A 13,382-nucleotide genomic window follows, 5' to 3' on the forward strand; every position below is an offset into this window, starting at 1 on the left:
GAAAAGTTGAACGCTATGAAACAGGTACTTTTTGTTCGTCCCGACAGCCGCGAGGACGGGAAAATAATGTGGTGTCTCTCCGGCAGCGAACAGGTTGAGGTAGTGGATAGCCTGGACGCACTGGTGGAGCATCCTCTGGCAGCCCGTGTTTGTCTGCTGCTGCCCGCGAGCAACATGATCTTCCGCCATTTTACGCTGCCGAAGAAAGTCGCCTCGCAGGCGACGGCGTTCTCGTGGATGGCAGAAGAGACGCTGATGGGTGATGTGGACAACCTTCACTGGACGGTGCTTAACAAAAAGGGTGCCGAGGTTGACGCCGTAGCCATCGACGCCGATTGTCTGCGCGGGTGGTTAACCCGCTGCCAGGAGGCCGGTTTGAAGATCATACAGGCGCTGCCGGATGCCTGGCTGCTGCCCGCAACGGCAGGCGGAAGCACGCTTGTCGCCATGGACAATGGTTACTGGCTGCGTTCATCGCCGCATGCCGCCTGCGAAATAGCGCCGGGCCTGTTGCCCCTTTTACTGCAGAAAGCGGGAGAGGGGGAGGTGTGCTGTTACGGGGAAACGCCTGCCGATGTTGACGTCGATGTCGTGCAACCCTGGCAGCATCCACTGGTGTTGATCCAGCCGCAGTGGCAAACCTGCCGCGTCACGCTCCTGCATGGGCAGTTCAGCGCGAAAGCGAGCACGGGTAAAGCCGCGAAGAGCATCAAAACGGTGATGGTCGCAGCGGGCCTGCTCTCTCTTGGCCTGTTACTGGGCCCGCGGATCGCCATGGCATGGATGCTGGTGCAACAGGAAAATCAGGTTCAGCAGGAGATCCTTCAGGTTTATCAGCATCATTTCCCCAGTATGCGTCAGCAGACCAATATCAAATATCACTTTGGTCAAAACATGAAAAAACAGAGTAAAGGCGTATTTCTGCAACTGGACGAACTGGAAAAAGCCAGACAGGCCGTACCGGGAATGGAGATCTCTCTGCTCGAATACGATGCCCGGCAAAACTCGCTGACGCTGAGCGTCAGTTCGCAAAGCCAAACTGCATTGCAGACGTTTGTAAATCAGGCGGGTGAAAATTTTGATTTCACCCTGCAGCCTGTTTCTACTTCTGCTCCTTATACCGCTATGATCGCCGGGAAATATAAATGAAAGCGCGAATCGCACAGCTCAAGTCTCGTTATCAGCATTACAGCGCCAGAGAAAAAAACATCCTGAAAATATGTGCTATTACCGTATTGGGGGGCGCTATATATTATGCAGGTGTTATTCCTCTGGATAATATGATTCAAAATAGTAAAGCCACGCTCACCAGACAAAAAGAGACGCTGAACTGGATGCGCAGCGAAATAAATAAAAACCACCTTCCGGTTCAGGTTGTTAAAACAAACAATCCGCGCACGGTGGTGGAAAACAGCGCACATGAAATTAATCTCTCTCTGACCGATGTGCGTCAGGATGGACAAACATTATCGTTCGTGGTTAGTCGCGTTAACGTCTACGAATTAAAAAGCTGGCTGCGGGAAATTAACCAGACATCCGGTGTCAGACTGCAAAAAATGAACCTCACACCGGTCGATCACCTCAGCGATGTGAAAGCAGAAATACAGCTCACCTGGAGCAAAACCGCATGAATACTTTCGCGCTGATGCGGGACACCTGGCCTGTGGGGTTCCCGGCAATGAGTGCGATATTGGGCAGCATTGTGGGGAGTTTTCTTGGCGTCGTCGCCGAGCGCGTACCTGGCATGGTGATGGAAGAGGAAGGCAGTAGCAATTTGCTGTTCCCAGCCTCGCACTGCCCGGTATGCCAGCACACGCTTGCCGCCTGGGAGAATATCCCGCTGGTCAGCTGGCTTGTTTTACGCGGACGCTGTCGAAGCTGCCACACCGCCATCCCATTGCGGATATTTTTAATCGAACTTTTTTCTGCACTTTTTTTTGGTATTACAGCCTGGTGTATGCCGGACGTACAGGCATTGTTTTCCCTTTGGCTGCTGGCCGCTTTTTTATTGCCGCTGACCATGATCGACTGGCGCTATCAACTGCTGCCGGATTGCCTGACCCAGCCGCTGCTCTGGGCGGGATTGCTGCTCCATGCTTTTGACCACCGGTTGCCTTTACGGGATGCGCTGTTCGGTGCCGTGGCGGGTTACCTGTCGCTCTGGTTACTTTATTGGGCGTTTCGCCTGACAACCGGGCGGGAAGGTCTGGGGTACGGCGATTTTAAGCTGCTGGCGGCCTTAGGGGCCTGGTGCGGCTGGCAGTCGTTGCCTGTACTTGAATTAGTGGCAGCGTTGAGCGGTATTGTCGGCTATTTCACGTTATTTAATTTAAATAAAAATAACCTCACGATTTCTTTCGGGCCGTATCTCTCATTTGCTGGAATAGTGGTGTTTATTAGTCAGCAGTTTGCTTTCATTTTTTAAATATTCAGGTCAAGTTTTTTTATAAATTTTTTTGACGGTGGAAGAGAAGGACGTCTCTTTGCGCCCAGTGTATCGTAAGGGATATAAGCTACACGGAATTGGGGCTTATATCTTTTTATGGAGGAATACAACGCAGCAAAAACGTTTTTTTTCTCGGTTTTCAGATTGGTTAAATACGCATTACGCAAAAAGCTCCATGTTCTCAAGGAAGACATGGATGATTAACGTTACGAATAAATTTATCAGGAAATAAAAATGAAATTTATGAAGCCTAAATATCTGGCGCTCTTTATTGCGGCGGCAACCAGCTCCGCATTTGCTGCAGCACCGGGTACACCGACGATCGGCTACGGTAATGACAAATTTGCCCTTGTTGAAGTCGATCAGGCAGCACAGGATTACAACAGCCTCGTCAAAGTACATAAAGACGGCGTGGATGTAAAAGTGGAGTGGAACGTCTGGAGCGGTGATGCACCGACGTCCGCGAAGGTGCTGCTGGACGGGCAAACCGTCTGGACCGGTGCGGGCAGCGCATCAGGCTCTGCCACCTTCAAGGTGAAAAAAGGCGGACGTTACCAGGAGCAGGTAGAGCTCTGTAACACCAGCGGTTGTAGCAAAAGCGCCAGCAAGCTGATTATTGTCGCGGATACCGACGGTAGCCACTTGCTTCCTCTCAATACTACCATGAAGGAAAACAACAAGACCTTTGCTCAGCATACTGACAAAGTGGTGGGGGCTTACTTCCCGGAATGGGGCGTCTATGACCGTAACTTCCAGGTCGATAAAATCCCGGCGGCTAACCTGAACCATATTCTGTATGGCTTCATTCCAATCTGTGGCGGTGACGGCATCAACGACAGCCTGAAAACCATCGAAGGGGGTAACAGCTTCCAGGCGTTGCAACGCGCCTGTAATGGTCGTCCGGATTATACCGTTGCCATTCACGATCCGTGGGCGGCGCTGCAAAAACCACAGGCCGGCGTTTCTGGCTGGGATGACCCCTACAAAGGTAACTTTGGTCAGTTGATGGCGCTGAAAAAAGCACATCCTGGGCTGAAAGTACTGCCATCTATCGGTGGCTGGACCCTCTCCGATCCGTTCTTCCAGATGAACAACCCTGCTATTCGCTCCCGCTTCGTAGCATCGGTGAAAGAGTTCCTGCAAACCTGGAAATTCTTTGACGGTGTGGATATCGACTGGGAATTCCCGGGCGGCGGCGGTGAGAACACGGCACTGGGTAATCCGCAGCAGGATAAAGCGACGTATACCGCGCTGATGCATGATTTGCGCACGATGCTGAACGAACTCTCCAGCGAAACGGGCCGTACTTATGAACTGACCACCGCGATCGGTTCCGGCAAAGATAAGATCGAAGACGTGGATTACACCACCACACAGCAGTATCTCGATCACATCTTCCTGATGAGCTATGACTTCTACGGCGGCTGGAGCAATACAGAGTTGGGTCACCAGGCTGCGCTGAAAGCACCTGCATGGCGTCCGGACACAAACTACACCACCGAAAACGGCGTTAACGCGCTGCTGCAGCAGGGCGTACAGCCTGGCAAGATTGTGGTGGGAACCGCCATGTACGGCCGCGGCTGGACGGGGGTTCATGGTTACACCGGCAACAATCCGTTCACTGGCACCGCCACCGGCAAGGTGAAAGGGACCTGGGAACCGGGCGTGGTTGACTACCGTCAGATTGTGAATGAGTACAAAGGCAAGCCGGGTTGGGAATACGGTTACGACGCAGACGCGGAAGCACCGTACGTCTTCAATAAATCCACTGGCGGCCTGATCACTTATGAAGATGCGCGTTCTGCTGCCGCAAAAGGCAAGTATGTTATGGCGAATCAGCTGGGCGGTCTGTTCTCCTGGTCCATTGACTCAGATAACGGCGACATTCTGAACGCCATGAATGAAAGCTTGCTGGGCGGTAGTTCAACCCCGGTTGAACCTGTTGTCACCAACCATGCGCCGATTGCTTCCTCGACCGATCTTTACGTCTCTGGCCCGGCGACCGTAACGCTCGACGGGTCTGCTTCCAGCGATCCGGATGGCGATGCAATCACCTATAAGTGGACCCAGATTTCTGGCCCATCGGTGACGCTCACCAACAGCACCAAAGCGAAAGCCACCTTCAACGTGGCTGCGGTGACCAGCGATCAGACGATGGCATTCCGCCTGACCGTGACTGACGCGAAAGGACTGAGCAACGCGATTGATGTGCAGGTTGTAAACAAAGCACCAAAAGCGAACCAGGCACCGGTTGTGAACCCAATGGAAGCAGTGACGCTGCAGGCAGGTGAAACCTATGCGCTGCACGCGCAGGCCGCGGATCCAGACGGTGATGCACTGACCTACGCCTGGAGCGTTCCGGCGGATATGCACGCGACCGGGACTGATACGGCGAACGTGAATATCACTGCGCCAGATGTGACCTCCGCCTCGACTTACACCCTGAGTGTCGTCGTAAGCGATGGTAAAACCAGCGTGCAGTCTAACGTGCAGGTCACGGTGAATCCTAAACCTGCTGACGTCACCCCGCCTGCTGATGAAGTGACCCCTCCGTCTGATGAAGTGACACCTCCTTCGGATGAAGGCACGGCAACCGGTAGCTGCGACGCGCCAGTCGATGCTAACGCCAGCAAATATGCCGCATGGGATGCCAGCAAAATCTACAACAATGGCGACACCGTGAGTGCTGACCACCTGGTGTGGAAAGCGAAATACTGGACGCAAGGTAACAAACCTGGCTTCGGTGTGGATGCCTGGGAACTGGTGAGCAACGTGAAGATGAACTGGCGTTCTGATCTGGTCTACAACGGCGGTGAAACCACCACTTACCAGGGTAACGTTTACCGTGCCAAATGGTGGACCCGTGGCGATAACCCGGCTAATAGCGACGTATGGGTGAAAGAAGGCGCATCAACAGATTGCAAATAATCTAACCCGATAATCACTCCCCCTCACGAAGGGGGAGTGATGAAAAATTCATTTTACAGGATGTTGGTAGGGAGAAATAACCGAAACTGTCAGCAGGTAAAAATGAAAAAGATCATTTTGTTGTTATTAATAATAAGCCAAAGCGCACTGGCAAACTGTTGGGATAACGCGGCACGTTATTATCATGTCGACCCGTATTTATTGTATGCCATAGCCAATGTCGAATCCGGTATGAATCCGTATGCGGTGGGACAAAATCATGATGGCACGCGTGATGTTGGGTTGATGCAAATTAACAGCTCACATTTTACGGAACTGGAGACCAGAGGTATTGATGAACGCAGACTGATGACCGAGCCCTGTACCTCCATCATGGTCGGTGCTTCCATTCTGTCCGGAATGATTAAGGTCTATGGCTATAACTGGGAGGCTGTCGGCGCGTATAACGCAGGTTTAAAAAAAGAGAATTATCCGCAGCGTATGATCTATGCCCATAAAGTCTGGAAAAAATATCAGCAATTAAAATTAGCTGCACAATATTAATGTTTTTTATTTTTGAAGAATTCCTCAGGGTGTTCTTCGAAAAGAAAAAACAGCTGTCTGTGGTTTATGTATTAATGGATTAATACATAAACCGGGATTTTAATTTTAACTTCAATTAACAGGAATCGGAAATGAACAAAAGGACGTTACTAAGTGTGCTCGTTGCCGGAGCATGTGTAGCTCCCTTTATGGCACAGGCTGCCTCGCTGCAAGCGACCACCAGTGAGCCATACACCATGAAAGCCAGCGATCTGGCGAAGAAAGAAAAAGAGCTGACCAGTTTCCCGCTGATGGCCTCAGTGAAAGAGACCATTCAGACGCTGGATAATGCGCAGGTTGAACTGATTGAGCCAGGCCGTGCAGCGAACCCGGAAAACGTGAAGCGCGTTGAAGGCATTGTTAAGGCCAGCGACTGGGAATTTCTCTTCCCGCTGCGTGCGCAGGCGTACACCTATAGCAACTTCCTGAAAGCGGTCGGTAAATTCCCGGCGCTGTGTAAGACCTATAAGGATGGTCGTGACAGCGACGCCATCTGCCGCAAAGAGCTGGCAACCATGTTTGCTCACTTCGCTCAGGAGACTGGCGGCCATGAAAGCTGGCGTCCGGAAGCCGAATGGCGTCAGGCGCTGGTTCACGTACGTGAAATGGGCTGGAGCGAAGGGCAGAAGGGGGGCTATAACGGCGAATGTAACCCGGACGTCTGGCAGGGTCAGACCTGGCCGTGCGGTAAAGATAAAGACGGCGATTTCCTGAGCTACTTCGGTCGCGGCGCGAAACAGTTGTCTTACAACTACAACTATGGCCCGTTCTCTGAAGCGATGTACGGTGACGTGCGTACGCTGCTCGATAAACCCGAGCTGGTGGCGGATACCTGGCTGAACCTGGCGAGTGCGATCTTCTTCTTCGCCTATCCGCAGCCACCAAAACCCAGCATGCTGCAGGTTATTGACGGCACATGGCAGCCGAACGATCACGATAAAGCCAACGGTCTGGTACCGGGCTTTGGCGTGACCACCCAGATCATCAACGGCGGCGTAGAATGCGGCGGCCCGACTGAAATTGCCCAGTCGCAAAACCGTATCAAGTACTACAAAGAGTTTGCGAACTACCTGAAGGTTCCGGTTCCGGCGAATGAAGTGCTGGGCTGCGCCAACATGAAGCAGTTCGATGAAGGTGGTGCAGGCGCGCTGAAGATTTACTGGGAGCAGGACTGGGGATGGAGTGCGGATACGCCAAGCGGCGAAACCTACTCTTGCCAGCTGGTAGGTTACCAGACGCCGTTCAGCGCGTTCAAAGAGGGCGACTACAGCAAGTGCGTGCAGAAGTTCTTTAAAGTGAACATCGTTAACGATGAGGGTTCTGCCACCACGCCGGATGAAACCCCGGCTCCGGCACCCGCGCCTGTTCCGGATGAAACGCCGGCAGAACCGGCGGCGGTGAATCACGCACCGGTCGCGCATATTGCCGGCCCAATCGGTGCGGTTGATGCAGGCGCGCAGGTTTCACTGAGCGCCGAAGGTTCGACGGACGCTGATGGTAACAAGCTGACTTACACCTGGCGTTCTCAGGATGGCCAGACGGTGACGGGTCAGGATAAAGCGGTTGTGACCTTCAGGGCACCAGAAGCGGCGACGGCCCAGCAGGTTGAAATTAGCCTCACGGTTAGCGACGGCGAGCTGAGCAGCACAACCTCTTACCTGCTGAACGTGAAGGCGAAAGCGGTTCCGTCTCAGGACGAAGGGACATCCGGCTCCTACGCCGCGTGGAGTGCGAACAGTAAGTACAAAGCAGGTGATATCGTGAACAACCACGGTAAACTGTTCCAGTGCAAACCGTTCCCGTACAGCGGCTGGTGTAACACGGCTCCGGCGTACTATGAACCCGGCGCAGGTCTGGCATGGTCTGACGCCTGGACGGCGCTGTAAAAGCAAACGGCAACCGAAAGGTTGCCGTTTTCGTGTTCGCACTGTGCTGTTGTAGGCCCGGTAAGGCGAAGCCGCCACCGGGCAAAAAGGCTAGCGATGAAGCTTCCCGTGGTCCCGCAACCACGCCGCCGTGCGCACAATCCCTTCATCCAGCGTCACGATCGGTTTATACCCCAGCTCGTTCTCTGCGCGGGTAATATCCAGCGTGAAATCAAAGTTGAGCTTGGATACCCCATAGTGCGTCAGCGCGGGCTCTTTGGCCGATTTACTGCCAAAACGCTCCATGCTGCGGGCGATCATGTCCAGCATCGGGTAGGGCACGGAACGGATACGGCAGTTGATCTGCAGTTCATCAATCAGCCGTTGCACAATGCTGCGTAACGAACACGGCTCGCCGTTGGTGATGTTGTAGGCACGGCCGGAAATCAGCTTATCGCAGTCCGGCTGACTTGCCAGCCACATGGCGTGAACCGCATTTTCATAGTAGGTCATATCCACCAGCGCATCGCCGCCGCGCGGCAGCAGCACGCTGCCGTAGTGATGCATCATCTGCGCCAGACGCGGAATAAACACCTTGTCGTGCGGCCCGAACAGGCTCTGCGGACGCAGTACCGTAAAACGGGTATGCGGGTTTGACTGCGCCAGCAGGTCAATTACCTCTTCGCTGGCCGCCTTGCTGCGGGCAAACTCACAGGCAAAACGTGCGGGGCGGAAATCTTCCTGCACGTCACGATGGTGGTGATAATCGAAATAGAGCGACGGGGAGGAGATATGGATAAAGTTACGCACGCCCCAGGCAACGGCCCATTCGCCCAGACGGCGGGTTGCCCGCACGTTAGCGAGGTCAAAGGCTTCCTGGGTTCCCCACGGAGAGGTGAAACTGGAGCAGTGCCACAGCGTGTCGATACCGGCGAGCATCACTTTCGCCTGAGAGGAGACCAGCTCCGTCAGGTCAGCATGGACAAACTCTGCGCCCATTTTTTGCAGCAGTTTTCCCATCGCTTCGTTGCGACCGGTAGCCCTGACGCTGATGCCTTTGTTGCGCAGAAATTCGACCGCATTTCGGCCTAAGCCGCTGGTCGCCCCGGTAACCAGTACCTTCATATCAATCCACTGTGTTGAAAAAGAATTTCGTGCGCATTCTTTCGTGAATTACGGCGGGTTGCAATGGGAAAGGTGAAAGAAAGAGAGTTTTATTTAGAACTTTTCCGTCTTTTGTTCTGCCAGTTGCGCAATCCGCTTCGCCATTCCCCGGAAGATAAACAGATGGGCGGGGATCATGAACAACCAGTAGAACAGACCCGGCATCCCGTGCGGATGCCACCAGGCGCGGACATCCAGTTCGCGATGTGCGCCTTTGTCTTTCAGCGTAAAGCAGAGTCGACCCAGCCCCGGAGCTTTCATACCGAACAGCAGTGCCAGCTGCTTTTCCGGTTCAACGATGATCACCTTCCAGCTGTCGACCGCATCGCCCACTTCAAGGTAAGGACGAGCAGGGCGGCCTTTTGCCAGCCTGTGTCCCACCAGCAGATCCATTGCTCCACGCGTTTGCCAGAGAATATTGCCGAAGAAATAACGTTCTTTGCCGCCAATCTGGTTCACCACGTCCCACAGCGCCTCCAGGCTTGCCTGCGTTTTTACCGTGCAACCGGCCTGTTTGGGATAATAACCATACTCCGGTCGCCAGCGGGCAAACGCCTGGGCGTCGTAACCCCAGTCGCTGGAGTTCACCAGTTGCTCTTCTTCTTTCAGCGTATTGCACACGGCATCATCAAAGCGGATCAGGTCCTGGGGAATGAGTGCCCGCAGCTCGCGATCGTCCGCCAGTAAATCATGTTTGAGTCCCTGGATCAGCGCTTTGGCGGTCGTCGGCGGCACAGAGGTAATCACATTCAAAAACCACACCGAAATCCAGCGGGTTGGAAAGGGGATAGGGATCAGCCAGCGTTTACGGCCGCTGACGCGCATGAAATGTTCAAACTGCTCCTGATAACTCAGCACTTCCGGGCCTGCCGCCTCCAGCACGCGGTGTTGCTCCGCCGGGTGGTCCAGCAGCGCCACCAGATAATGCAGTAAATTCTCCAGCGCAATCGGCGTGGTGCGCGAACGGACCCAGCGCGGCGGCGTGAGTACCGACAGGTTGTAGACCATATCGCGCATCACTTCGAAGGCGGCGGAGCCCGCGCCGACGATAATTCCGGCGCGCAGTTCGGTAACAGGGATAGTGGCGCCGCGCAGGGTTTCCGCCGTCAGCTGGCGGGCACGCAGATGATCGGATTGCTGATGTTCGGGCGCCTGGAGCGAGCTTAAAAAAATGACCTGCTTCACCGGCGTTTGCAGCAGGGCATCGCGGACGTTCATCGCCACCTGACGCTCGTGGGCGATAAAATCTCCGCCTTCACCCATGCTGTGCACCAGGTAGTAAAGCGTGTCGACCCCTTCCAGCAGCGCGGGAAGTTCCTTCGGCCAGTTGAGGTCAACATTATGGCACGTGACGCGAGGCAAACTGAGTTTTTGCAGACGTTCGGTGTTGCGTGCCGCGGCCAGCACCTGATGCCCCTGCTGGCTTAATACAGTGGTGAGATGCTGACCGATATACCCGCTGGCGCCGAGCACCAGAATGCGTTGCGGCACGTGATGCTCCTTATCGCTGTAAAAACGCCTGCCAGTGTTTCACCACCTCTGACAGCTGTTCGCGGCTCACGTCGAGATGCATGACCAGACGCACGACAGGTGAGGCGTTGATCAGCACGCCACGGGCTTTCATAAATTCACCCAGCACGGCAGCGTGTTCGTCACCCACGCGAACGAACAGCATGTTGGTGTCGTGGCGCATAACATCGGCACCTATTTCGCGCAGCTGCGCCGCCATCCACGCGGCGTTGTCGTGATCGTCCTTCAGGCGCGCTACGTTGTTTTTCAGGGCATACAGCCCGGCCGCCGCCAGAATACCCGCCTGACGCATGCCGCCGCCGGTCATTTTACGCCAGCGGTTGGCACGCTTGATGTAGTCCGCATTACCGACCAGCAGGGAACCCACTGGCGTACCCAACCCTTTAGAGAGGCAAATGGTGAACGAATCGCAATATTGCGCGATCTCTTTTAGCTCGCAACCGTACGCCACCACGGCGTTAAAGATGCGTGCGCCATCCACGTGCAGCCCCAGTTTACGCTCACGGGTAAATTCCCACGCCGCCTTCAGATACTCGCGCGGCAAAACTTTACCGTTATGGGTGTTTTCCAGACTGAGCAGTTTTGTGCGCGCAAAGTGAATATCGTCAGCTTTGATTTTCGCCGCGACTTTATCAAGCGGCAGGGAGCCGTCCGGCGCGCCGTCAATCGGCTGTGGCTGAATGCTGCCCAGCACCGCTGCACCGCCTGCTTCATACAGATAGTTATGCGCGCCCTGGCCCACGATGTACTCTTCGCCGCGCTCGCAGTGGCTGAGCAGCGCCACCAGGTTGGCCTGCGTACCGGTGGGCAGGAACAGAGCGGCCTCTTTCCCGCTGAGCTCTGCGGCATAGCGCTGCAGCTCGTTAACCGTTGGATCGTCACCATAGACGTCGTCCCCGACCGGAGCGACCATCATCTCTTCGAGCATGGCGCGGCTCGGACGGGTTACGGTATCACTGCGTAAATCAATCATGGCATGTCCTTATATTTAAAAGGCGATGCCAGATGTTTTACCTGAGCCAGTTCGTTTTTGCCAGTTCGATCACCTCATCGCCGCGGCCGCTGATGATGGCGCGCAGCATGTAGAGGCTAAAGCCTTTGGCCTGTTCCAGTTTGATTTGCGGTGGGATCGCCAGCTCTTCTTTGGCGACCACCACGTCCACCAGTACCGGGCCGTCAATGGAAAAGGCGTGTTGCAGGGCTTCATCCACCTCTGACGCTTTTTCCACGCGAATACCGGTGATGCCGCAGGCCTCGGCGATACGCGCGAAGTTAGTGTCGTGCAGCTCGGTGCCGTCTGTGAGGTAGCCGCCGGCCTTCATCTCCATCGCCACGAAGCCCAGCACGCTATTGTTGAAAACCACGATTTTAAGCGGGAGCTTCATCTGCACCACCGACAGGAAATCGCCCATCAGCATGCTGAACCCGCCATCGCCGCACATCGCCACGACCTGGCGTTCCGGAGCGGTGGCTTTCGCCCCTAGCGCCTGCGGCATGGCGTTGGCCATCGATCCGTGGTTGAACGAGCCGAGCAGGCGACGTTTCCCGTTCATTTTCAGATAGCGCGCTGCCCAGACGGTTGGGGTACCCACGTCGCAGGTAAAGATGGCGTCGTCGTCAGCAAAATGGCTGATCTGCTGCGCCAGATACTGCGGATGGATGGCTTTGTCGCTCGGTTTGGCGAGGTCGTCCAGCCCCTTGCGCGCATCGCGATAGTCGCTCAACGCCTTATCGAGGAACTTGCGGTCCGTTTTTTCTTCCAGCAGCGGCAGCAGGGCGGCAAGGGTGGATTTAATATCGCCCACCAGCGCCATATCGACCTTGCTGTGCGCGCCGATACTGGCGGGGTTGATATCAATCTGAATGATTTTAGCGTCCGTCGGGTAGAACGGACGATAAGGGAATTGCGTGCCGAGCAAAATGAGTGTGTCGGCATTCATCATCGTATGGAAACCGCTGGAAAAGCCGATTAAGCCGGTCATACCCACATCATAGGGGTTATCGTACTCAATATGCTCTTTGCCGCGCAGGGCGTGGACGATCGGCGCTTTGAGCTTACCGGCGAACTCAAGTAATTCTTTATGTGCGCCTGCACAGCCGCTGCCGCACATCAGGGCAATATTGCTGGAATAGCGCAGCAGTTGCGCCAGTTTTTTCAGCTCTTCTTCGGCTGGCGTCACCACTGGCTGTGGCGCATGATACCAGTGGCTGCTGGCGGTTTCTGGTGCGGCCTTGAGCGCGACGTCGCCAGGTAACACGACCACGGAAACACCCCGATTCAGCACAGCTTTGCGCATGGCAATCGCCAGGACCTGAGGGATCTGCTCGGGTGTCGAAACGAGCTCGCAATAGTGGCTACATTCACGGAACAGCTCCTGCGGATGCGTCTCCTGAAAATAGCCGCTGCCGATTTCTGTCGACGGAATATGAGCGGCAATCGCCAGCACCGGCACGTGGTTACGGTGGCAATCAAACAGACCGTTGATTAAATGCAGGTTTCCCGGCCCACACGATCCGGCGCAGACGGCCAGTTCCCCCGTGAGCTGGGCTTCGGCACCGGCGGCAAAGGCGGCGACCTCCTCATGACGGGTCGGCATCCATTCAATGGTTTTCATCTTGTTGAGACTGTCGCTCAGTCCGTTAAGTGAATCGCCGGTGACACCCCAGATGCGTTTTACGCCTGCTTGTTCCAGGGTTTTCGCTATGTATGCAGCCACGGTTTGTTTCATGGTTGTCCGTCTCCTTTTTGTGATATCGCTTACAAGCTTAGAAGAAAGTCTCCGTATTGCCCGCCGCATCCCCCCAATTAAAAGGTGCTGTTCACGCGCAATTATTCGGCATAATCTGGTGATACCTCAGTGAAAACA

General features: G+C 54.9%; 10 protein-coding genes. 6 read left to right on the forward strand and 4 right to left on the reverse strand.

Annotation, left to right across the window (positions count from 1 at the left end; genetic code table 11):
* Positions 1-15 precede the first annotated feature (15 nt).
* The 6 genes from gspL (at position 16) to AAHF05_RS07090 (ending at position 7,842) form a co-directional block, all read left to right on the forward strand.
* Positions 16-1,149 carry a type II secretion system protein GspL gene (gspL, locus tag AAHF05_RS07065; RefSeq protein WP_129325270.1) on the forward strand — a complete coding sequence of 378 codons (1,134 nt, stop codon included), beginning with the start codon at positions 16-18 and terminating at the stop codon, positions 1,147-1,149.
* Positions 1,146-1,631 (forward strand): type II secretion system protein GspM, encoded by a 486-nt coding sequence (gspM, locus tag AAHF05_RS07070; protein WP_028019281.1) that lies wholly within the window; start codon positions 1,146-1,148, stop codon positions 1,629-1,631. The genes gspL and gspM overlap by 4 nt, the downstream gene beginning before the upstream one ends.
* The gene (locus AAHF05_RS07075) at positions 1,628-2,425 is read left to right on the forward strand and encodes an A24 family peptidase (protein WP_129325272.1); all 798 of its coding nucleotides are present in this window, start codon (positions 1,628-1,630) and stop codon (positions 2,423-2,425) included. Before gspM ends, AAHF05_RS07075 begins: the two co-directional genes overlap by 4 nt.
* A 255-nt stretch (positions 2,426-2,680) precedes the next feature.
* The gene (locus AAHF05_RS07080; RefSeq protein ID WP_129325274.1) at positions 2,681-5,374 is read left to right on the forward strand and encodes a glycosyl hydrolase family 18 protein; all 2,694 of its coding nucleotides are present in this window, start codon (positions 2,681-2,683) and stop codon (positions 5,372-5,374) included.
* A gap of 102 nt (positions 5,375-5,476) precedes the next feature.
* Positions 5,477-5,917 (forward strand): type III secretion system invasion protein IagB, encoded by a 441-nt coding sequence (gene iagB / locus AAHF05_RS07085; RefSeq protein WP_028019278.1) that lies wholly within the window; start codon positions 5,477-5,479, stop codon positions 5,915-5,917.
* 131 nt (positions 5,918-6,048) lie between these two features.
* The gene (locus AAHF05_RS07090; RefSeq protein WP_129325276.1) at positions 6,049-7,842 is read left to right on the forward strand and encodes a chitinase; all 1,794 of its coding nucleotides are present in this window, start codon (positions 6,049-6,051) and stop codon (positions 7,840-7,842) included.
* A gap of 90 nt (positions 7,843-7,932) precedes the next feature.
* On the opposite strand, the gene AAHF05_RS07095 is transcribed toward AAHF05_RS07090, so the two are convergent.
* The 4 genes from AAHF05_RS07095 to poxB form a co-directional block, all read right to left on the reverse strand.
* A complete protein-coding gene (locus AAHF05_RS07095; RefSeq protein ID WP_028019276.1) occupies positions 7,933-8,946 on the reverse strand; it encodes an NAD(P)-dependent oxidoreductase in 1,014 nt (337 codons plus the stop codon).
* 93 nt (positions 8,947-9,039) lie between these two features.
* Positions 9,040-10,476, reverse strand: coding sequence for an SDR family oxidoreductase (locus tag AAHF05_RS07100; RefSeq protein WP_129325278.1), 1,437 nt, complete (start codon positions 10,474-10,476; stop codon positions 9,040-9,042).
* Between the two features lie 10 nt (positions 10,477-10,486).
* Positions 10,487-11,488, reverse strand: a complete 1,002-nt coding sequence (gene ltaE, locus AAHF05_RS07105) for a low-specificity L-threonine aldolase (RefSeq protein WP_129325280.1) — start codon at positions 11,486-11,488, stop codon at positions 10,487-10,489.
* A 37-nt stretch (positions 11,489-11,525) separates the two neighbouring features.
* Positions 11,526-13,244, reverse strand: a complete 1,719-nt coding sequence (poxB, locus tag AAHF05_RS07110; RefSeq protein ID WP_129325282.1) for a ubiquinone-dependent pyruvate dehydrogenase — start codon at positions 13,242-13,244, stop codon at positions 11,526-11,528.
* Positions 13,245-13,382 lie beyond the last annotated feature (138 nt).

Source organism: Enterobacter adelaidei, assembly GCF_041937165.1.
Lineage (GTDB): Bacteria > Pseudomonadota > Gammaproteobacteria > Enterobacterales > Enterobacteriaceae > Enterobacter > Enterobacter adelaidei.

Coding starts and splice junctions, on each gene's coding strand:
- AAHF05_RS07075 (WP_129325272.1), top strand. CDS start 1,628: ATGAATACTTTCGCGCTGATGCGGGACACCTGGCCTGTGGGGTTCCCG.
- AAHF05_RS07080 (WP_129325274.1), top strand. CDS start 2,681: ATGAAATTTATGAAGCCTAAATATCTGGCGCTCTTTATTGCGGCGGCA.
- ltaE (WP_129325280.1), bottom strand. CDS start 11,488: ATGATTGATTTACGCAGTGATACCGTAACCCGTCCGAGCCGCGCCATG.
- gspL (WP_129325270.1), top strand. CDS start 16: ATGAAACAGGTACTTTTTGTTCGTCCCGACAGCCGCGAGGACGGGAAA.
- iagB (WP_028019278.1), top strand. CDS start 5,477: ATGAAAAAGATCATTTTGTTGTTATTAATAATAAGCCAAAGCGCACTG.
- AAHF05_RS07090 (WP_129325276.1), top strand. CDS start 6,049: ATGAACAAAAGGACGTTACTAAGTGTGCTCGTTGCCGGAGCATGTGTA.
- AAHF05_RS07095 (WP_028019276.1), bottom strand. CDS start 8,946: ATGAAGGTACTGGTTACCGGGGCGACCAGCGGCTTAGGCCGAAATGCG.
- gspM (WP_028019281.1), top strand. CDS start 1,146: ATGAAAGCGCGAATCGCACAGCTCAAGTCTCGTTATCAGCATTACAGC.
- poxB (WP_129325282.1), bottom strand. CDS start 13,244: ATGAAACAAACCGTGGCTGCATACATAGCGAAAACCCTGGAACAAGCA.